We start from the raw sequence: 20,000 nt of genomic DNA, 5'->3' as shown, positions 1-20,000 counted from the left end.
TCTGGTGGGGTCTGCCCTCCCTCTTGTCACAAAAGTGACGCCTTCCTCTGTCAGATTGTTTGAAAACAGATTTATCAGTTGTCTGGCATCGATCATCTGGCTCTCATTCGAGCCAAATTGCAGGGAGTGCAACCATGAAGAAGATTGCCTTGATCACCGGAGCCCGGGGCGGCATCGGATCCGCCATCACCACCGCCTTGCTGGCCCAGGGGTATCGCATCATCGCCACCCACTCCAGCATCAATGCCGCCGCTGCACGGGAGTGGTACCAGGAGCAGGGGTATCAGCCGGATCGGGTGCGGCTGCTGGCGCTGGATGTAGCCGACACCGCCATGTGCCGCGAGACCCTGGGCCGCCTGCTGCAGGAGGAGGGCCGGGTGGACGTGCTGGTCAACAACGCCGGCATCACCCGGGATGGGGCCTTCAAGCGGATGGTGCCGGATCAGTGGTTCGAGGTGATCCACACCAATCTGTGCAGCCTCTACAACGTGACCCAGCCGCTGTTCGACGCCATGTGCGAGCAGCGCGATGCCCGCATCATCAACATCTCCTCGGTCAACGGCCAGAAGGGGCAGTTCGGTCAGGTCAACTACTCGGCGGCCAAGGCAGGCATGCTGGGCTTCACCAAGGCGCTGGCGGCGGAAGGCGCCCGCTTCGGGGTCACGGTCAACGCCATCGCCCCCGGCTACACCGCCACCCCCATGGTGGAGGCGATCCGCAGCGACATCCTAGACAGCATCAAGGCCGACATTCCCATGCGTCGCCTCGCCAAACCGGAGGAGATTGCCGCCGCCGTGGCTTTCCTCGCCAGCGAAGCGGGGGCCTATATCACGGGGGAGACCCTGGCCATCAACGGCGGCCTCTACATGAGGTAATGCGGGATAAGCAGGATCCACAGGGGGCAGCCAACGGGCTGCCCCCTGCTTTTGGCCTGCTACAAGAGGCGCGCCGTACCCGTCGGCTCGGCGAAGTGGCTGCGCAGGGCGGTGATCACCCGGCGCACCTTTTCCGGGATCTCCCGCTGGGGTGTGATGGCGTGGATCTCCATGGGCGGCACCCGAAAGCCTGGCAGCAAGGCGAGCAGGCGGCCCTGGGCGAGATCCTCAGCAACTTCCCCCTCGGGTTGCAGGGAGATCCCCTGCCCCGCCAGGGCAAACTGGCGCAGGGGCAGCACGTTGTTGCATTGCACCCTGGGTTTGCACCTCACCCTGTGCTCGCCCCCCTTTTCGTCAAGGAGCAGCAAGCCGCTCCCCAGCATGTCGCCGCAGAGCCAGTCGTGCGCGGCCAGCTCTGCCGGGGTGCGCGGCGTCCCCTTGCGCGCCAGGTAGGCGGGGGCGGCGCACAGCAGCATCCGGGTCTGGCCCAGCTTGCGGGCCACCAGAGTGGAGTCCGGCAGGGAGCCGACCCGCAGCGCCACGTCGATGCGCTCGGCAATGAGATCCCGCTTCTCGTCGTCGGCGATGATCTGGATGCACAGGCCAGGATGGGCCTGCAGCAGGGGCGACAAGGCCAGCGCCAGCGGCTGGCCCGCCATCCCCACGGGCGCGGTGATCCGCACCTCCCCGAGCAGGCTGTCGCGCACTTCCGACAGGCGCAGCTCGGTCTGGTTGAGGGTCTGTTGCAGGGACTGGCACCCCTGCCACACCACCTCCCCCGCCTCGGTCAGACTGAGGCGACGGGTGGAGCGATGCAGCAGGGTGAGGCCGAGCAGGCTCTCCAGCTGGCCGATGTGCTGGCTGACGGCGGAGGGGGTCATGCCGAGGGCCTTGGCGGCCCCCGTCATGGTGCCCGCCTCCACCACGGCGGCGAAGATGGCGTAACGTCTGAGCTGATCCATTATTAAATCCAGCTTACAAGTGAACGCAATTTACAGAGGATTATTAAATCACATCCAGGGGCGTAGGATAGCCCCATTCCCACAGTGAAGGAGAGATATTCATGAAGATTGCCCTCATAGGTGCCAGCGGTTTTGTCGGTTCAGCCATCCTCAATGAGGCCGTCAGCCGTGGCCATCACGTCACCGCCATCGTGCGTGACGTCAGCAAGGTCGCCGCCCATCCGCAGGTCACCACAGTGGCGGTCGATGCCCAGGACCCGCAGGCGCTGGCCGATGTGCTCAAGGGGCACGATAGGGTGATCAGCGCCTACAACCCGGGCTGGAGTGCCCCGGATATCCATGATCAGTACCTCAAGGGCGCCAGCGCCATCGTCGAGGCAGCCAACGCCGCCCACAGCTGGCTGCTGGTGGTCGGCGGTGCCGGCAGCCTGGAGATAGCCCCCGGGGTGCAGCTGGTGGATACCCCGGACTTCCCGGCCGAGTGGAAGCAAGGGGCGCTCGCGGCCCGCGACGGTCTCACGGCGCTTCGCCGCGAAACGACCCTCGACTGGCGTTTTGTCTCCCCGCCGGTGTTCCTCGAACCCGGCGAGAAGCGCGGCGGCTACCGTCTCGGGGGCGATCAGGTGCTCTTTAGCGGCGACAATCCTGCCGGCATCACAGTCGGGGATCTGGCGGATGGGGTGTTGAACGAGGCGGAAACACCGGCTCACCTGCGCCAGCGCTTCACTCTGGGTTACTGAAGAGGCTGATCTGGGCGCGCTGGGCGGGCGCTCGCCCTCTATCCTCTGCGCCACACTACCCAAGGGGAGGCTGATGCCTCCCCTTTGTTCATTCGCCTCCCGCGGGCACTGCGCCTTCCCTGCCCCTGGAGGATTCATGGGCAAGGCGATCGCCAGGGGCGCATTTTCTCCGTGCAATCGACAGGCTGCCCCAAAGAGATCGAATTCTATTTCGACTTTTGTATATAACTAAGAATATTTTGTTGCTTCCACCTTATAACCCCGAACAGTAGCATCCCCTTAAACCCAAATGGTGCCATCGTGAGCCACGGACCCGAGTCCTGCCACGAGCCACACCGCCGTCTTTGTACCGGATCCTCGGGACTGCACCCGACATCCGGCAAGTGAGGAGATGCACATGGAACATTCATCACTGCCCATCATCGACTATGCCGCGATCAATGGCGCCCCCGAGCAACGTCGCCAGATGCTGGCCAAGCTTGGCCGGGCGGCCCGCGACATCGGCTTCTTCTATCTGACAGGCCATGGTCTGAGCGAAGCGCAGCAACGGGATACCCTGGCGCTGGCGGCCCGCTTCTTCGCCCTGCCCCTGCAGGAGAAGCTGGCGGTGCAGATGGTGCACTCCCCTCACTTTCGTGGCTACAACCTGGTGGGGGCCGAACTCACCCGGGAGCGGCCGGACAGGCGGGAGCAGTTCGACGTCATGAACGAGGAGCAGGCCCTGCCTTCGGCGCAGATCCGTGAGCCTTGGCAGCGACTGATCGGCCCCAACCAGTGGCCCGCCGCCCTGCCCGAGATGAAGACACAACTGCTGGCGTGGCAGGCGCGGCTGAGCGATATCACCCTCACCCTGCTGTCGGCCTTTGCCGAGGTGCTGGAGCAACCGGCCGGGGTGTTCGATGAGAGCATCCAGGGCGCCCCCTATCAGCACATGAAGCTCATTCACTACCCGGGACGGGAAGCGGGAGGTAGCGGCCAGGGGGTCGGCGCCCACAAGGATCCCGGCTACCTGACCCTGGTGATGCAGGACCATCACTCCGGCCTCGAGGTGGAGACGGCGAGCGGCTGGATTTCCGCGCCGCCCCTGCCCGGCGCCCTGGTGGTCAATATCGGCGAGTTGCTGGAGCTTGCCTCCAACGGCTACCTCAAGGCGACCCTGCACCGGGTGCAGAGCCCGCCCCCCGGGGTCTCGCGTCTCTCCTGCGCCTTCTTCATGGCGGCGAGGCTCGATGCCACAGTGCCGCTGCTCACCCTCTCCCCCGAGCTGGCTGCGCAGGCACAAGGCCCTGAGAGCGACCCCGCCAACCCCCTCTTCTATCAGGTGGGAGAGAACGTGCTCAAGGGGAGGCTGCGCTCTCACCCCGATGTGGCGGCGCGCCACTATGCTCAGCAACACAGGGTAGCGCAGGAGCCGATACCGGCCTGACACCATCAAGGCGGTGGCGACAAGCCGCCATCCCGACCACAGGACAGGGGCGCCAGTGTGGCCCCGTCCACCGATTTCCACACCAGAACAACAACGCCATAGCCTTGCGACCACGGAGCAAAACGATGAAATTCAAGACCATGAGCGTGCACAGCGGCCAGCGGATCGATCCCCAGACCGGCGCCCTCACCACACCGCTCTACCAGAGCAGCACCTTCAGCTACGTCAATGCCCAGGCGGGCAAGGAGCGCTTCGCAGGCCAGGCCCCGGGCTTTATCTACAGCCGCTTCGGCAACCCCACCACCGCCGAGCTGGAGCTGAAGCTGGCGGCCCTCGAGGGCGCCGACGAGGCGCTGGTGGTGGCGAGTGGCATGGCGGCGGTGAGCGCCATCCTCTATGCCCTGGCCAGCAGCGGAGATGAAGTGGCCTATGTCGGCCCCCTCTACGGCGGCACCGATGCGTTCCTGAAACAGACCTTCAGCCGGGCCGGCATCACCATCACAAGTTACGACAGCGATCAGGATCTGCTGGCCAACATCAACCCCGCCACCAGGGTGATCCTGTTCGAGACCCTGACCAACCCCACCCTCAAGGTGGTGGATCCCCGGGTGGTGGTGGAAGCGGCCCGCAAGGTGGGCGCCATCAGCGTCTGTGACAACACCTTCCTCACCCCCTATCTGCTGCGCCCGCTGGCGCTCGGCATCGATCTGGTGATGCACAGCGGCACCAAGTACCTCGGTGGTCACGGCGACATCATCGCCGGTGTGGTGGCGGGCTCCCACGCGCTGATGAAGTCGGTACGCACCGTGGCCCTCAAGCACATTGGCTCCCCCATCGGGCCACAGGAGGCCTACCTGCTGCAGCGCGGGGTCAAGACCCTGCCCCTGCGCATGGATGCCCACCTGCACAACGCCCAGAAGGTGGCCGACTTCCTCGCCGCCCACCCGGCGGTGAAGAAGGTGATCTACCCGGGGCTTGCCAGCCATCCGGGTCACGACGCCCTCGGCGCCTTCGCCAGCGGCTTTGGCGGCATGGTGAGCATAGAGCTGGAGGGCGGCTTTGCGCGCTGCGCCACCCTGCTCGACAACCTGCAGCTGTTCGTACAGGCGGTGAGTCTCGGGGATCTCGAGAGCCTGGCCTGCCATCCGGCCAGCACCACCCACGCCGCCATGGACGAGGCGAGCCGCCTCGCCGCCGGGGTCAACGACGATCTCCTCCGCTTCAGTATCGGGGTGGAAGACGCCGACGATCTCATCGCCGATCTGGCGGCGGCGCTGGCCCTGATCTGACCCTCAGCCGCATGCACGACCGGCGCCACGCGCAATAAAAAAGGGAAGGCCAGGCCTTCCCTTTCTCTCATCCATTCCCGGGTGTGGGAAGGGGCCCTGCTCAGGCGTCGTGATAATCCTGGCAGGCGCTCAGGGTGTTCTCCATCAGGCTGGCCACCGTCATGGGCCCCACGCCACCGGGCACAGGGGTGATGAAGGCGGCGTGATTGCGCGCCGTTTCAAACTCCACGTCCCCCACCAGGGAGCCGTCGGCCAGGCGGTTGATCCCCACGTCGATCACCAGGGCCCCCGGCTTGACCCACTCCCCCGGGATGAAGTTCGGCTTGCCCACCGCCACTACCAGCAGATCGGCACGGCGCACCTGGGCTTCCAGATCCTGGGTGAAGCGGTGACAGGTAGTAGTGGTGCAACCCGCCAGCAGCAGCTCCAGCGTCATCGGGCGACCGACGATGTTGGAGGCACCGACCACCACCGCATGCAGACCGTGGGTCTTGACGCCAGTCGCCTCGATCAGGGTCATGATCCCCTTGGGGGTGCAGGGACGCAGCGCCGGGATGCGCTGTGCCAGACGACCCACGTTGTAGGGGTGGAAACCATCCACGTCCTTGTCGGGACGAATACGCTCCAGCACCTGGGTGGTGTCGCAATGAGCCGGCAGGGGCAACTGCACCAGGATGCCGTCCACCTCCGCATCCTCATTGAGCCGGTCGATCAGGGCCAGCAACTCTTCCTGGGTCGCATTGGCGCTGAGATCATAGGAGCGCGAGACAAATCCCACCTCTTCACAGGCACGACGTTTGCTGCCCACATAGACCTGGGACGCCGGATCCAGCCCCACCAGGATCACCGCCAGACCCGGTGCCCGCTTGCCCAGTGCCAACCGCTGTTGGACTTGTTCGGCGACCTGATTGCGAATCGTTTGCGCAACCTGTTTTCCATCAATGATTTTGGCAGACATCGTTCTTCACTCACCATGTGTTCAACTGCCGCGCATTGTCGCATTTTTTTGGCGCAGGTGTTAGCGGCTCTCGCCTAGCGGGCAATAAGTAGGCATTTGAATTTACTGGTGGAAAAAGTCGTTGACGCTGACTTTGACGCTTGGGTATGATGCCCGCCCGTTGCCCAGTCGTACCGCCCCCGGTATGCTGGACGATGAGATTTCGGTGATTAGCGCAGCCCGGTAGCGCATCTGGTTTGGGACCAGAGGGTCAAAGGTTCGAATCCTTTATCACCGACCAGGTTCATCGAGACGTCTTGTGGCGGCTCGATACAGAGCGCCCTTAGCTCAGTCGGATAGAGCAACGGCCTTCTAAGCCGTGGGTCGCAGGTTCGAATCCTGCAGGGCGCGCCATTTTAAATGTGTTTAAAATCAGTTGGTTATTGATTGAGATGGTGTATTTTAACCGTCTTATTGGTTTCTGGACTGATGCCTTTGGCAATGCCTTGGCAGGCACAAATGGCGATGATTTCAGTGGTGGCTGTAGCTCAGTTGGTAGAGTCCCGGATTGTGATTCCGGTTGTCGTGGGTTCGAGCCCCATCAGCCACCCCATTATTTTCTGTTGAATTGCTCGCAACTCACAGACCGTCAGCCTGGCTGACGCTATGCCCTTCGGGCAGCACCAAACCGGCTTGCGCCGGTTTTTTGTTTTTGCCCCCTAACGCTACCGTGGCCGATGTCAGCGCTGCTGCGGGATGATGAAATGCTGTGGCGGTTTATGTCAGACGACGAGATAGCGTTGACGAACAACGAGGCCGAGCAGGCTATGCGGATGCGATGCCTCTGGCTGTAAACATGCTCATGCCCATAAGGGCAAATGGTAAAAATCCGGGTCTTCAACAAACTTAGTTTTTTTGATAAAAGTCAGTTGGTCTTATGCGCTCTTTCCCTAGATAGTAATTGACACTCCAAACTCTATTCCATTTTGCTTTTTTTAATGGCCCCTCGTCACACTCATAAACCAATTGCAATGTTTTCACCAACATATTCGCGCAGATACGTGGTGCAGCACTATCTTTTTTGTTCCAACCATCAAATTCTTTGAATACAATTACTCTTGACATATCAACATAGTCGTTAATTTTTCGTTTTAGCTTCTCCTCACCATAAGAAATAACCAATGCGTTATATTTTTCAACGGCAGCGTCAAATCCATTTGGACTTGATAATGCTCCAAGTGTAAATAGTGACCTCACGTTTGAGAAAGGCAAGTGACGTAACATTTCCATGGGAGGCATACTAAGTCCCCACTGAAATAGATCTGCTGCAATGAGTTCTTCAAAAATCTGGCTATCCAATCCGATAGGTAGCGTTAGCATACTTGCCCTATGATCAAGATACCAACTACCTGTTTCAGGAGAGACAACAGCCAGAATGTCAGCCAACTCTTCGCGCCTAGCAAATGCTTCCCATCTAGAAAGATTATCATCTTGAAAAAAAGGGGCTTCCCAATCGTAATAATGTTCGTCTAGTTCTGGCCAATATATACCACAACGCATCGCTTCTGTTATGGCTACCTCTCGAAAATATAGATTTCCTTTTAAATACTTTCCTAATGCTGAGGTAAATGGTTTTATTCCTTCCTCATAGCGAGCATGGAGTTTTACCTCTTCTTCAGCAATTACAAGCGTAAATTCTGTTGGCAATGGTTGTCGTCGTGATGGCAATGAATAGTTCATATTGAATGAATACGCCACCTTATCCTTTACTTCACTCTCAAGTGGAGATAACCGAGATGGCCAATGAATGGGCCATGGATCGTCGATGAACTCTTTAGGTTTAGTCGGCCAAGGAACTGTTTGCCCAGCATGCAAACCAGAACGGGTCTCATCGATAATATAATTAATTGTACGCTCGATTTCCTGCATGCCTGTTAAGTACCGGCTCAAATTCCCCTTCAACTCGCTGCGGTAATACTCAAGTGAATCTAAATCCCTCTGCATACGAGTTTGCACCGGGTATGACGACACATCATGACCCGGATACAGCGAGGCTGCCTTTCCCAACAGATTTTCTGTCCATTCTCGAACTAGCACTTCTTTACGCGATATAATAACAAGTTGATGTTCAATCTGTTCGCGAATTCTGATTACCCGGTTATATGTGCTCTTTAGGGCAGAAGCAAAAGGCTTCACAATCCTCTTGGGTACTTGCATTTTCCTTAGTTCCCCACGATAAATGAATCCAAATAACCCCCAATAGATTATCAGTTGACTCTCAAGTCAGGGTGGGATTAGTCTTATTACGAGCTATTCGTATCTGTCATCACACCAATAACATCTCCATTCGAAAATCATCACACCAGCAAGTGCATTTGATCTTTGCCACCTGCTGACTGACCTCGTATTAGGCCGCGCAATGCTCAGCACGATGCGACGAATCAGGGCAATCACCTCTGCCGCCTCCTTGTCACCCATCCGTCTCAGGTCTTCCGAAGGTTACATCCCGTACCTAGTGTGTTGGTTTTCAATGTGCCAATGCTGGCGTACCGCCTTGGCGGCTTGCTCCGGCTCGATCTCCAACGAACTGATATAGTATTCGTGGCCATGCCTTATTGACTACGGCTACGCTCCACGTCGGTAAGGCTTGTATGCTGGGTCAAGCCAGTTTCAGTTCAGCAGGGAGTTCAGCTGAAAAACCGTTCGCTCCTCCTGGCGCCCATGGCCATGCTCTTGCGTGCTGTGTTAAGCCAACCCTTTGCCATCTGCTCCCACCAAGCCTTGAACTGGCTACGGATTGCCGTAAGCAAGCCGGCCTGGCATTCCTTTATCTGGACGACTGAGCCGCCACGCTTTTACTGGATTTCACTGTCCAACCCCCACCCATTAGATACATCAATTAGTCACTGCCAACTAATCCAAGCAGAATCTGCTCCAGGCGATCCGACTCTGAAGCAACGGAGCACGCAATGAACTCCAGCTCCTCACTGTTTAGGTGAGACACAGGGTGACACGCTCTCACTGCCAACTGGCCGAGATGATCAACGTGGAAATCCACCAGATCGAAAGCCAGATTACGCTTTAGCGTGTGTGTGACCAGTGGGCAGTCAGCAACGGTTTCACCTGCCTCTGCGAGTGCCAAGGTGTGCTGGTTATCCAGCACGACCGAAGAGAAAAACACATGCGAGCCGCTAAGCCACCATTTAACCGGCTGCTGTCGCCCCTCATGATGGAAGGTAAATAAAAGGCATCCTTCGCCCTGCTCGCTGATGCTGACTCGATCATTTTGCTTGCAGAGCGACCTGATCTTGTATGGGATCTCTTCGCATTGCCCACTGGACGTACCCTCTTCCCCTACAGCTCCCAATACCCGCTGATAGATGTCATCCACCTCGATGCTGATCAGCACCTCTTCACCGCCCGCGTAGACCTCTGCGTTGCGCCTGAATGTCACCTCTCCAGTGGCCGAGTCAAAGTCACACCACTGCAATCGAACAAGCGGATCCTGTTGCAAATCTCGCAGCCAATCCACTCGACTGTATGAGACTGCTTCGCTGGGAGGGCACGCAGTTTCTTGAACTGCTGTCGCAGATATCAGAAGCTCGGCTAACCCCTTGGCACTACGCACCTGGAATGTGGCCGGCACCGAGCCGTTACTACCGTCCCAGCTCCACCCATTCGTAGTCTCTTGCAGACGTACCAACTCGGTCGAATGGTTAAACCGGATTAAGCAGTGCTCGACTTGATTGCGCACGTGAACCAGGCGGCGGTCAACACCATCCTGTTCTGACTCCAGTGAATCACTGAAGTCCCCACCCTCTAGGTCATACGAGCTGATCCTAAATAGGCTCTCAAGCTGCTCGGTAATTTGTGGTTCGATGGCATTTGCGCTGGCCAACTGCTGGCGCAGGTCGATGTCTTGCCGGAATGCAACGTCGCTATCGCCCAGAGTATGCAGTGAGCGCTGAAAAGCGTTCAGGTTGGCTGATGCCTGCCGAACCTGAAAAAACTCAAGGCTCTCTCGAATATGCGGGTAGGTCACTTGAATGAAGTGCTGCTGATATTGCTCACCGGCACTGACCATGCCTCGATGCGCCATGGATGCAATTCGGTCAACCCGCCCAACCTTCTGCTCCAGCGCAATTGGACTGGCTGAGATGCCGTAATGCTGAATGCTGTCGCAGAAGGTGTGGAGATCCTCTCCTTCCTGAAATACATCCGTTGAGACCAAAACGCGCGGGTAACCGGGCATCCTAAACTTACGGGCCAACGGGGAACGATTGGCGCTGTTTTCCCCCGTAGCCCCGCTCACTGGCGACAAGGGATTGAGTTGAGCCGTCAGGTAGCGGGTCAATTTGTCTGCCGAGGTATGGTACGCATCGGCGAAATTGAGCTTGATGAGCAGATCCAGGTTGGTGGCAATATCATGCAGGATTTGAAACGAGCTAAAGCCTGCACCTGAGCGACGCTGTTTCACGAGAAGCTCTGCAAAACCGGTGATCAAATTGCTATCCGCATCCGTTTCGTCATCTCCTTTGCGTGCACCACGCAATGAGTAGAGATCAATGAACGGATGATCGATTCGACACACCACGGCCAACAGCTCGGTGTGAGTCAAAATCCGGCGAATACCGCGCTCAGCATCCAGCTCCTTTGGCCCTGCCAGTAGTTGAATAGTGTTGTCACCCCAGTTGGGGCTCAAACTATTCAGCTCAGTCGAAGATCGCATGACATCCCACAATGTTCTCCGCTTCAGATCAGCTTGCAGCCCAGTCAAATCAGCCAATTCGATCTCGGCTTTGAAGCCTTCAAACGCGATGGACAATATGCGCCCCGCAGCAGCCTTGGCCTGATCACTACCCTGGCTTTGAACCGTCTTGAGGTAAGCGTACTGCGCCAAACGAAAACGCAGCTGCGGGGTGGGCTTTGGTTTTCCGTTGCCCTGTATCCACCGTTGCCAATGGATCTGGCAATCGGCGACAGCAGGCATCCCTGATAGCGCAGTCCAATTGGGCTCAAACATGTAGCTGTTCTGCGCCAGGGCGCTCCTGAAGTTGAAGGGCAATGGCTGCAATTGCTCAGCGCCATTCTCCAGATCCGCATTTTTCCCTCTGTAGAACCATGTGAAAAAATTTTCATCGCTGGTCTCGACCTCACCGTCCTCTCTTACCTTATCTGTCAGTGCCTGATTCCGAACTGGTACCTGGAAACTGTACTTATCAAACCAGTAAGCAACGGCGGAATCCGCTCGCACATAGTCACTCAGCCATGCGTCGTACTCACGCTCCAACTTGAATTTGAGCTCTGAAACGCTCTTGACCCGGCGCACAAAGATCAGCTGCTTCTTACCCTTCTCGACGCTGAGTTGATGCGTCTGCTCAGCCACCCAATTCATCTTTGGGTGAGGAGGCGTGGTCTTGAACTCCTGATTGAAATCGTCAATCAGACTCTCAACCACATGCCGATCCTGAGCGTCACGCTTGCTATCTTCACTCGGCTGGTCACCCCGCCCATCGAATTCGATGGCTCTGTCTTTGTCGCCTGGCAGGTAGCTCTCAAAAGAGGCCAGCATGCCTAGTTCAAAGCGCCCCGCACAGTTTTCCTGCAAGTACTCACTGACTTTCTTCTGCATCAGCGCAGCAAACAGTTGCTGCTCGATGGTCATCTGCACTTCAGCCAATACACCTGTTCGATGCTCATGGCGGTACATGTTGCGTGTATGGCGCTTGCCACACAGCTCAATGACATTGAGTCGACGGACGATCAGCCGAGCCAGGGCAGACTGGGCCTCGTCAGTAGTGCAGTCGTTACCAGAAGGCAGAGCTGCTTCTTGTGACAGGCCAAAGAGGTCGAGTTGATTGTGCAGATGATTAAGTTGACGGTCGAACGGGGTAGCCGACAGCAATAACAAGCGTCCAACACGATTGGTATCTTTAGGGTCTTTAGGGTCTTTAGGGTCTTTAGGGTCTTTAGGGTCTTTAGGGGCTGAGCCCAAAATCATCGCTAGTAACTGATTGCGGTAGCTGGTATCGAGCCCCTTTTTCAGGTTGTGCGCCTCATCGACCACAACAAGATCAAAGCGTGGAAGGATACTGTTTAAGGCTTTTGCCCAAGCAACCTTCACTTCGGTCTTCAGCTTTGAAATTTCCTCATCCGAGAGCCCCTCATGTAGTTCAGCTCTCAGTGTGTCGGCTGCCTCCACGTGATGCGGCAGCAATTGGACAAACCGATCCAGTGATGCTTGCAGTTCGGGGACGGTTTCGCCCAAGGCGAAACTGAATGCAGATGTGCAAATGAAATAGTCACGGGTGCTACTGGTGGCGACCGCCTGAATCAGTTCGGGTAGCCCAGAGCAAGCCAGGTAAGGTGCAACAGGCTGGTTACCAAGCCCCTTTACTGAAAGGTCGCGAGGCACGTAGTTGTACTCGATGAAGCTCTTGTAGTCCTTGACCCATTTGTCGCGCACATTGTTCTTGGGCAGCAGGTAAAGCACGCGCAATGATGGGTTGAAACGCCTCATTAATGCGGTCACACCCAGAGCAATATAGGTCTTCCCCATACCGACTTCGTCGGCAAGATAGGCTACCCGGTTATCAGCCAATCGGTTGTGAAGTGCAACTGCCCCCTCTAGCTGTTGCGCTGCCAGCAACTGTAGTTCTTTCTTGCCAGCGGAAAAATCAATCAAGCTCGCAGCAGTGCCTTGGTCAATCCGTTTCAAAACGATTCCCTTCCCTATTTGAGCGTCATCTTTGCGACAGGCTCAAAAAATTTGGCTTTAAACCAGTGCAGAAACTGCTCACCCTTCGTGCCATCAAGCTGTGTCAGAAGCTCATTCTGTTCCAAGGATGAGAGTGCTTTTTCTGCGTCATTGAGCAAGGTCTCATCAGTATGCTTGGCAAAGCGTTTCAGCAGATCGGCAACGCTAAGCAACGTCAGATAACGAACGATAAGCGAGGGCGCTTTGCTGGTCGGGTTCGCCATAGCGATGGTCTCAAGCAGCATGCGAAGGGAGTCAGGTTGATGGCCCTTGAGGTAGTAAGCCAAGGTCTGCACGTCACCTGCCTGCTCTGCCTTTTCTAAGCGCTCAGCCAACGCCCAGAATGCCCCGTTTACTTGGGAGAACTCGGCAAAGAAACTCTCAAACGCTTCATCAGCTGTGAGCTCAGGCAAAAACTCATCCTGAAGGCCCTCATCTTGACTGGCATGGAGAAGACGAACTGCCAGATCGCCAAACAAGGCTAGGCGGCGGGACTCATGCATGCCAATGAAAATCCTGAGCAGTGCCTGCAAATCCAGCGGCGGTAGATGAGTCGGCCTACGGAAGAGGTTGCGCTGTGAGATCAACACCGTACCGTTGGCTAATTTTTTATCCGACTGCCATTGCGCATGCATCAGTGACGAACGTTGCAGGTGCTGCTTCAATTGAGAAGCAGAGATAAGCTGCTCGTCCACTCCATCGAGTTGCACGCCGAGCAAGATCTCAGAGGCGCTATTGAGCAATGCGAGCGAACCGGCCTGCGGGCTGAATACATGCAAGGTCTCGTTCAGCCAATCGAACAGAGCCTGAATAGGGGGCATTTCCTGATTGCCAGAATCGCTTTGACTATTGGCTTCTGGCTCAACCTTAAAGCTATCTGGTGGTGTTTGCAGAGGAGCCAGTAGAGCCTCTACGGTATGCTTCTTTAGCAAAAATCCTGCTTCCACATTTTGCCGAAAGGCTTTGAAACTCAGGTTGACTGAGCCAACAAAAGACCAAGGATCTGTTCCCAGAGATTGGTAGATCTTGGCATGCAGCCGCCGGTAGCTACCGAGGTGGCTCTTGCGAACGGACTCAGCCCAGCGCCCCCACGAGATCGTTTCGCCCGGTAGGGCCTCGTACACCGATTGTCGATCTACCAGCGCCTGACCGTGCTCATCCAGCGGTAAGAGCACGGTGACAGATGGGCAGCGCCTCAGAAAATCGACGATGGTTCGGTTGTCACCTTCTGCAGCGAAAAACGGGCTGATGACCTCCAGCGGTGCCCCAGCATCGGTGTGTCCGGCAATGAATGCATCGAAGTCCGTTCGCCCTGTGCCACTGCCTGAGAAGTAAAAGCTGCAACTCGGATCGTCAGCAGACGCTTCAAATGTTTGCGCCACGCCAAGGATTGCCTCCAACACTGGAGAAAGAGTTTGGGCTTGGTAAAAACGTAGCGCTTCGAGCAGTGGTCTATGGATGTTGCCGGGCGCAAAACCTTCGCGAAGTTCAACCCAATGACCGACCTCAAGGTTCTCCCACCAGCCAGCTTTGGTCAGGTTGAACGAGCCAGCCCCTAGGACAATGCTCTGTTGCTGGGACTGGCTGTCACGAACAACCAACACCATAAGCTTGGCGTGTTGGCAGGCACCGCCAACTCGCATGGGCAAGTAGTCAACCTCAAGCTTGGGTGCCAGCTGAGGATCAAACACGCTCAGGTCATAAACCACTGCCAAGCGAACTGCGTGCTGATGCATGAGGCTCTGCAATTGGTCATAGCGGATCGACTCGTTGCTTGATAGCGCAGGGTTTCCCAGTAGCAGCGGCAGTACTTCGAGCTCAAAAAAATCAGGCTCAAAGCTGTACGTGCTGAAGAACGCCTGCACAACCTCTCGCTCGCCAATTGCTGTGCGAAAAGCCTCGCTAATGGTCATAGATTTCATTTCACGGCCTGCCTGGCAATCTGTAAAAACGAGCTGATGAAATAGCTATTTCGCCATCCATCATGTCTATGGCAGTGCAAGTCTAGGGACTCCGGAATAGATACGCGGTCATTGGCAACGCGCACTCTCAAGGCATCGCCTCGCCACTCAATCCAAGCGGCGCCACCTCGTTGTTGCATTACGAGCTTGTTTTGCTCCAGTACACAGCTGATCAAGGCATCTGCGTCATGTGCATTGCCCGATTCGAAAAGACGGGACAGGAAACCACGATGCGGGAGCTTAGCCACCTCCTGCCAGACACCTGAAAAACTCAGACCTTCCAGACGTGGCTTAAGGACATCGAGCAGCGCAGCACGGTCACTGCCTTTCTGGCCTTGCAGCCACTCCATCAACGTGGCTGCAAGCACAAGCAACGGCTCCAGGGACTGGATTTGAATGATCGTCTCCCGCAGTGCATCACTGGTTTCTGTCCGTTCCTGTAGCCACTTACAGAAAACAGGAACACGGATATCCCCACTGAAATGACTCAGATAATCCGTTGCCCTGCTGTAGAGTTCCAGTTGCAATGGTTTTGCGCTTTGCCAATTGAGCAGTGCATCCACCACAGCGCGACGCAGCTGGGTGTTGTGCAACATGCGATTGAACGCGAAAGCAAGGGCTTCGACATCAGTCATGCTGACTTGGCTGCTTTGTGCCAGGACATTGAATGACTGCCACTGATCTTCGCCCATGCAAGTGACCATTTCAGCAACCAACGCTCGACCTTGGTCGGTCAATCGCCGCTCAGGGCCCGCTATCAAGCCAGCTACTTGCATGGCCGTGGAGTACAAACCCCATAGTCCGGAGCTCAATTGGTTACTCAGAATCTGTGCAGACTCAGCCTCACCCAATGGTATTTGGCCACTCTTGAAGTTAGCCTTAGCCCGAGTAATGCCCAGGAAGTTTTCGTTTCCAGCAGCCAGGCGAAGGTAGGCCGCCAGTTGTTCGGCTCGCTGGTAGTTAATCTGGATTAGCTCCAGCTGATCTGTGCTGGTGCTTGCATATGCGCAGCACAGCAAGCCGACCATGAAGTTATCGAGGTTGCTCGTGACGGTGGTCAGGTTACCTACCACCTTTCGCCCCATAAAGCTCCAGACTGCTTCTATTCCCAAGGGGTCTCGCGAACCTTTGGGTCGCGAGCGCTCATCCATAAGTGAAAGGACTGTCAGCATGTAATTTTTATCTCGGCGTGGCAAAGAATGCACGATGTAGCGCCAATTTGACCGAATCTAGCTATCAAATCAACAAGCGAAGCTGCGTCAGATCGACTCTCCGCTGCACTTGTCAGGACACCTCAGTTGCTCATACCCTGAATAGCCATGGCGGCTGCTCTGGACTCTTCGGAGGTTAGCTTGTCCACGGTAGTTCACCTAGGTGTTATCACCGAAATCAATGTCTTCTGGATTGCCTTCCTCATACTGCAGCCCATTGTCCCCCTCGTAGGGCTTGGTGTGATCCACCTCGCCCATCGTGATCGAGATGGGAATACCTTCGGGGAAAGCTAAGCAGTGGCGAGGCACAACCGCAGAACCGTCACGCCATTTACAGGTATTGCAGATCGGGGTGTGAAACTGGACTTGAGTTGCCGTGAACTTTTCGGATACCAACTTCTCTTCCTCGGACTGGATGAGGCCGAGACCGCTCTTGCCAATGGGCATACCATGCTCCTTCTAGTGAGAGTGGAGGAATGAAACATCCCCACGGTGTGGGTAAGGCTGCACAGAAAAATTACGCCCAATTAAGGATAAAGCGGTAATCCCCCCATTTTTAGGGGCATTCAAAAGTAGAGTTCATGCGGCCTGCGCCAAGTGCTGCTTCGGTGTATAACCACCCAGCGCCATATTGGGCCGCTCATGGTTATAAATCCACTGCCATTCTGTTGCAAATACCTGTAACTCGTTCAGTGACTCAAACAGGTGATGACCCAGCCAGTCGTAGCGTACCGTTCGGTTAAACCGTTCGATATACGCGTTCTGCTGCGGGTTTCCCGGTTGGATATATCCAAGCCGGATCTCCTGTTTTTCAGCCCATCTTTTCAGCTCTTCACTGATGTACTCCGGACCGTTATCGCAGCGGATCATCGCTGGCCTGCCGCGCCATGCGATTATTTGCTCCAGTGCCCGCTTGACCCGGGACGCAGGCAAGGAGAAATCCACCTCGATACACAGCGCCTCGCGATTAAAGTCATCGATCACATTAAACAGCCGGACCGAACGGCCATCGCTCAGTTGGTCGTGCATGAAGTCCATTGACCAGCAGAGGTTTGGCTGCTCGGAAACCGCCAAGGTCTCTGGTCTGGCGCATACTAACCGCTTCCTGGGATTTATCCACAGATTGAGTTCCAATTCCCGATAGATCCGGTACACCCGCTTGTGGTTCCAGCCAAACCCTTTGACGTTGCGCAGATAAAGAAAGCAGAGGCCAAAGCCCCAGTTGCGCTGGCTGGCGGTGATACGTAGCAACCAGTCGGCAATATCCCGATTTTCATCGGCCAGCACGGGTTGGTAGCGATAACAGCTCTCGCTGACGTTGAACACCTGACATGCCAAGCGAATGGATATGGCGAAGTGAGCCACAGCCTTGGTTGCCATCTCCCGACGGGCAGATGGCGTCACCACTTTTTTGCCATGGCCTCGGCAATGATCTCAGCCTTGAGGCGCTCCTCGGCGTACATCTTCTTGAGGCGGCGATTCTCGTCCTCCAGCTCCTTGAGACGAGCCATGAGGGAGGCATCCATGCCCCCGAATTTGGAACGCCACTTGTAGAAGGTGGCGGTGCTGATGCCATGCTCTCGGCAGAGTTCCGGGACGGGTGAGCCCGCCTCAGCGTGGTTGAGGATGGCGATGATCTGGGCATCGCTAAACCGTGATGTTTTCATGTAGAACCTCCTGCATTCAAGGTACGGGAAAATTCTACTTATGAGCACCCCGGTTTTTCGGGGGGATTACCCCAGGAGGAAGTCCGGCTTGTTGGAATGGGTCAAGGTCAACGGAAACGAGAGCCGATCAAACGGCAGCGTTGCGAGCACATGCGCGATGCAATAGCGTTCTGCTTGGTGGTACGCCAATCCGGTCGTTGCGCCGATCCACCAGCTCATCTGGGGTGGTAGCGAACCGGACGACCGCTGTTGCGAACGCCTAGCACGCTGCCAGGTGATTCCAGGTGAAGTGCAGATCCCAGGATGTTTTCTTCCGGGCAGGACATTGAGGGTAGCCTCTTCCAGGCATTCCTGGCCAACGAAGTGTTCGTCGAACTCCAGCACCTGGGTGGGAGCCCGGCGAGATGGATGAGCTCGCTATGCTGAGGTCCGTAACGGACAGCCACTGCGGCTGTCCGGCAGAGGAGGAGATGTCGGCCGACTTCACGGCGCTGTTCCCGAAACGTATTGGTGCCTATTTTTGGCTTTATTACAGGTGTTTATGAAGGTTGGCTCGCCATAGTTAGTGATATGAATGGAGCCGACTCCCAGCCACATTTGGTTAAAATGCGGCTATTTGGGTCTCTTTTTAGCTGCTTTTGTGATGACTTATTGGAGCCAAAAGGCTCGTCAACACATAACGGGAACAGCGCCGACGTCACCCCTCAAGTTACATGTCTCCCAAGATAGTTTGCACATAAGCATTGCCTTGTTCAGCAGCTTCGTGGATATCGTGAATGCTTGTTAATATTAATTTTTGCATTGGGGGCTCCATCACAGTCGCTCTGGAAACTTATTTTATTCATTGCACTAATATCACCTAAATTATTATAAATAACAAACTGTTTAGTTTAATCAATTAAATAAGACTTTTATACCATTTGCCTAGGAATGTGCAAATAAACCCCTCTGCAATCAAAACAAAAACTCTTGGCATTTAAGAAAAATTACATTGGCATAACATTATGCTTGGTGACTGAATATAATTTTTCCTAAACGATAATAAGGTGCCTAATCTCTAGCACTTCAAGTATGGGTTCCAATTCCGTAGTTTCTAACACAAGATTCCAATGATCTCGCATGGACCAATTATGTAGGTCTACATCTTTTCCAGTGTGCGTCACAATTTGTATCCTTGGCTTTTCGTAACGACGAAATGGATTTTCGAGATTGCATCCAGTATTGCGAGGGTGAATTCTGTTCAATTCATTATCTGATACTTTGCTGATTCGAGCAATCGGATACAACACCAGTTTTTCAAACGACTCATTACCAGTATGGTACAAGTCAACTAACACTGACATGGGCACCACATGCTCACACATAGCATCTACATTATTCATCTCCTTCTCATGGTAAAGGCAGCCCATTTTTCTGGAGCCAGCCATACCTAGAAAATCATTGGCTAATCGTATTCGTCTGTTCACCTCATCGTTAATTTCCCGTTCGGTACGAACATGTGCTAACTTTCTGATGGTATCTATGTTGGCTTCACACAATAATTTCTGCTCTAAAATAATATCGGCAGTACTGTACTTAGAATTTACACCCGGTATCTGTATGCTCATTATTACATCATCCATTATGGTTTGGACATTTTAGTTAAACAGCGTTTATTCACGCACCGGCTTAGGTACCAATACCTCACGTTTGCCACTCTCATTCAGAGCACTAACGATGCCCTCTTCTTCCATTTTTTCAACGATCTGCGCCGCCCGAATATAACTCGTTTTAAGCAAACGCTGCACGCTGGCGGCTGTGTAGTTGCGAGTTTCCACCACAAAAGCGACGGCCTTCTCGTACTTCGCGACAAAATCGTCATGCTCGCTCAACTCCACCCATGGCTTTGGCTCAGACCATACCGGGATAACTGGGGACTTGGCCACACTACGGGCCTCATTATAGGGGTTCGAAAAGGGGGTGGGATCCGGCTTACGCTCCATATCAACACCTGTCGCCACCAGGGTGACTCCTTACTGATCCCCTCATTTTTCGAGACTCATATAATTCCAAGTGTGCGGGTATTGTAGTGGTCAACTAAATCCGGACACTTGGTTAGGCCGATCCTCGGCTTTTGCTGGCGCGATCCCGTCATTGTGTTGATGTGGACGCCGCCAGTTGTAGTAATCCATCAGG

The 20,000-nt window shown here is 55.4% G+C and carries 14 protein-coding genes and 3 tRNA genes; 7 read left to right on the top strand and 10 right to left on the bottom strand.

From position 1 onward, the window contains the following. Window positions 1-134 precede the first annotated feature (134 nt). Window positions 135-875: an SDR family oxidoreductase gene (locus tag ACB039_RS08225; RefSeq protein WP_371165470.1), complete on the top strand. Its 741-nt coding sequence runs from the start codon at window positions 135-137 to the stop codon at window positions 873-875. 59 nt (window positions 876-934) lie between these two features. Here the strand turns inward: ACB039_RS08225 and ACB039_RS08220 are convergent, their stop codons facing one another. Continuing rightward, window positions 935-1,837 carry a LysR family transcriptional regulator gene (locus ACB039_RS08220; RefSeq protein ID WP_371165469.1) on the bottom strand — a complete coding sequence of 301 codons (903 nt, stop codon included), beginning with the start codon at window positions 1,835-1,837 and terminating at the stop codon, window positions 935-937. 101 nt (window positions 1,838-1,938) lie between these two features. Between ACB039_RS08220 and ACB039_RS08215 the strand changes: the two genes are divergently transcribed. From ACB039_RS08215 to ACB039_RS08205, 3 genes are all read left to right on the top strand, one after another. Further along, window positions 1,939-2,577, top strand: coding sequence for an NAD(P)-dependent oxidoreductase (locus ACB039_RS08215; protein WP_371165468.1), 639 nt, complete (start codon window positions 1,939-1,941; stop codon window positions 2,575-2,577). A gap of 397 nt (window positions 2,578-2,974) precedes the next feature. Beyond that, window positions 2,975-4,003: an isopenicillin N synthase family dioxygenase gene (locus ACB039_RS08210; RefSeq protein ID WP_371165467.1), complete on the top strand. Its 1,029-nt coding sequence runs from the start codon at window positions 2,975-2,977 to the stop codon at window positions 4,001-4,003. Window positions 4,004-4,128: 125 nt separating this feature from the next. Next, window positions 4,129-5,292, top strand: coding sequence for a PLP-dependent aspartate aminotransferase family protein (locus tag ACB039_RS08205; RefSeq protein ID WP_226172617.1), 1,164 nt, complete (start codon window positions 4,129-4,131; stop codon window positions 5,290-5,292). Between the two features lie 100 nt (window positions 5,293-5,392). On the opposite strand, the gene folD is transcribed toward ACB039_RS08205, so the two are convergent. Then, window positions 5,393-6,250 carry a bifunctional methylenetetrahydrofolate dehydrogenase/methenyltetrahydrofolate cyclohydrolase FolD gene (folD, locus tag ACB039_RS08200; protein ID WP_005326697.1) on the bottom strand — a complete coding sequence of 286 codons (858 nt, stop codon included), beginning with the start codon at window positions 6,248-6,250 and terminating at the stop codon, window positions 5,393-5,395. Window positions 6,251-6,453: 203 nt separating this feature from the next. On the opposite strand from folD, the gene ACB039_RS08195 reads away from it, so the two are divergent. The 3 genes from ACB039_RS08195 to ACB039_RS08185 all read left to right on the top strand — a co-directional run bounded on the left by ACB039_RS08195 (window position 6,454) and on the right by ACB039_RS08185 (window position 6,842). Beyond that, window positions 6,454-6,530 (top strand) — tRNA-Pro (locus ACB039_RS08195). Window positions 6,531-6,566: 36 nt separating this feature from the next. Then, window positions 6,567-6,643 (top strand) — tRNA-Arg (locus ACB039_RS08190). A gap of 123 nt (window positions 6,644-6,766) precedes the next feature. After that, a tRNA-His gene (locus tag ACB039_RS08185) sits at window positions 6,767-6,842 on the top strand. Window positions 6,843-7,135: 293 nt separating this feature from the next. Here ACB039_RS08185 and ACB039_RS08180 read toward each other — a convergent pair. From ACB039_RS08180 to ACB039_RS08145, 8 genes are all read right to left on the bottom strand, one after another. Continuing rightward, complete coding sequence (locus tag ACB039_RS08180) at window positions 7,136-8,446, bottom strand: hypothetical protein (RefSeq protein WP_371165466.1); 1,311 nt, start codon at window positions 8,444-8,446, stop codon at window positions 7,136-7,138. Between the two features lie 682 nt (window positions 8,447-9,128). Beyond that, window positions 9,129-12,947 (bottom strand): DEAD/DEAH box helicase family protein, encoded by a 3,819-nt coding sequence (locus ACB039_RS08175; protein ID WP_371165465.1) that lies wholly within the window; start codon window positions 12,945-12,947, stop codon window positions 9,129-9,131. Between the two features lie 14 nt (window positions 12,948-12,961). Next, on the bottom strand, window positions 12,962-14,908 hold the full coding sequence (locus tag ACB039_RS08170) for a hypothetical protein (protein ID WP_371165464.1): 1,947 nt from the start codon (window positions 14,906-14,908) through the stop codon (window positions 12,962-12,964). After that, the gene (locus tag ACB039_RS08165) at window positions 14,905-16,032 is read right to left on the bottom strand and encodes a hypothetical protein (RefSeq protein ID WP_371165463.1); all 1,128 of its coding nucleotides are present in this window, start codon (window positions 16,030-16,032) and stop codon (window positions 14,905-14,907) included. Before ACB039_RS08165 ends, ACB039_RS08170 begins: the two co-directional genes overlap by 4 nt. A 285-nt stretch (window positions 16,033-16,317) precedes the next feature. Beyond that, the gene (locus ACB039_RS08160; RefSeq protein ID WP_371165462.1) at window positions 16,318-16,605 is read right to left on the bottom strand and encodes a hypothetical protein; all 288 of its coding nucleotides are present in this window, start codon (window positions 16,603-16,605) and stop codon (window positions 16,318-16,320) included. A 132-nt stretch (window positions 16,606-16,737) separates the two neighbouring features. Then, a protein-coding gene (locus tag ACB039_RS08155; protein WP_371165461.1) for an IS3 family transposase occupies window positions 16,738-17,825 on the bottom strand; the annotation gives its coding sequence in 2 pieces (ribosomal slippage) (window positions 16,738-17,573 and window positions 17,573-17,825; 1,089 coding nt in all). 1,031 nt (window positions 17,826-18,856) lie between these two features. Continuing rightward, the gene (locus tag ACB039_RS08150; protein ID WP_371165460.1) at window positions 18,857-19,432 is read right to left on the bottom strand and encodes a hypothetical protein; all 576 of its coding nucleotides are present in this window, start codon (window positions 19,430-19,432) and stop codon (window positions 18,857-18,859) included. 45 nt (window positions 19,433-19,477) lie between these two features. After that, entirely contained in the window at window positions 19,478-19,825 is a 348-nt protein-coding gene (locus ACB039_RS08145; RefSeq protein ID WP_371165459.1) for a DNA translocase FtsK, read from the bottom strand. Window positions 19,826-20,000: the final 175 nt, after the last annotated feature.

Source organism: Aeromonas sp. S2(2024) (genome assembly GCF_041402505.1).
GTDB lineage: Bacteria > Pseudomonadota > Gammaproteobacteria > Enterobacterales > Aeromonadaceae > Aeromonas > Aeromonas media.
The sequence above is the reverse complement of the archived record's forward strand: the minus strand, read 5'-3'. Positions and strand labels throughout refer to the sequence as shown.

What these genes read in the sequence shown, in the direction of transcription:
- ACB039_RS08225 (WP_371165470.1), top strand. Translation starts at nt 135, where the DNA reads ATGAAGAAGATTGCCTTGATCACCGGAGCCCGGGGCGGCATCGGATCC.
- ACB039_RS08220 (WP_371165469.1), bottom strand. Translation starts at nt 1,837, where the DNA reads ATGGATCAGCTCAGACGTTACGCCATCTTCGCCGCCGTGGTGGAGGCG.
- ACB039_RS08215 (WP_371165468.1), top strand. Translation starts at nt 1,939, where the DNA reads ATGAAGATTGCCCTCATAGGTGCCAGCGGTTTTGTCGGTTCAGCCATC.
- ACB039_RS08210 (WP_371165467.1), top strand. Translation starts at nt 2,975, where the DNA reads ATGGAACATTCATCACTGCCCATCATCGACTATGCCGCGATCAATGGC.
- ACB039_RS08205 (WP_226172617.1), top strand. Translation starts at nt 4,129, where the DNA reads ATGAAATTCAAGACCATGAGCGTGCACAGCGGCCAGCGGATCGATCCC.
- folD (WP_005326697.1), bottom strand. Translation starts at nt 6,250, where the DNA reads ATGTCTGCCAAAATCATTGATGGAAAACAGGTTGCGCAAACGATTCGC.
- ACB039_RS08180 (WP_371165466.1), bottom strand. Translation starts at nt 8,446, where the DNA reads ATGCAAGTACCCAAGAGGATTGTGAAGCCTTTTGCTTCTGCCCTAAAG.
- ACB039_RS08170 (WP_371165464.1), bottom strand. Translation starts at nt 14,908, where the DNA reads ATGAAATCTATGACCATTAGCGAGGCTTTTCGCACAGCAATTGGCGAG.
- ACB039_RS08165 (WP_371165463.1), bottom strand. Translation starts at nt 16,032, where the DNA reads ATGGGGCGAAAGGTGGTAGGTAACCTGACCACCGTCACGAGCAACCTC.
- ACB039_RS08160 (WP_371165462.1), bottom strand. Translation starts at nt 16,605, where the DNA reads ATGCCCATTGGCAAGAGCGGTCTCGGCCTCATCCAGTCCGAGGAAGAG.
- ACB039_RS08150 (WP_371165460.1), bottom strand. Translation starts at nt 19,432, where the DNA reads ATGAGCATACAGATACCGGGTGTAAATTCTAAGTACAGTACTGCCGAT.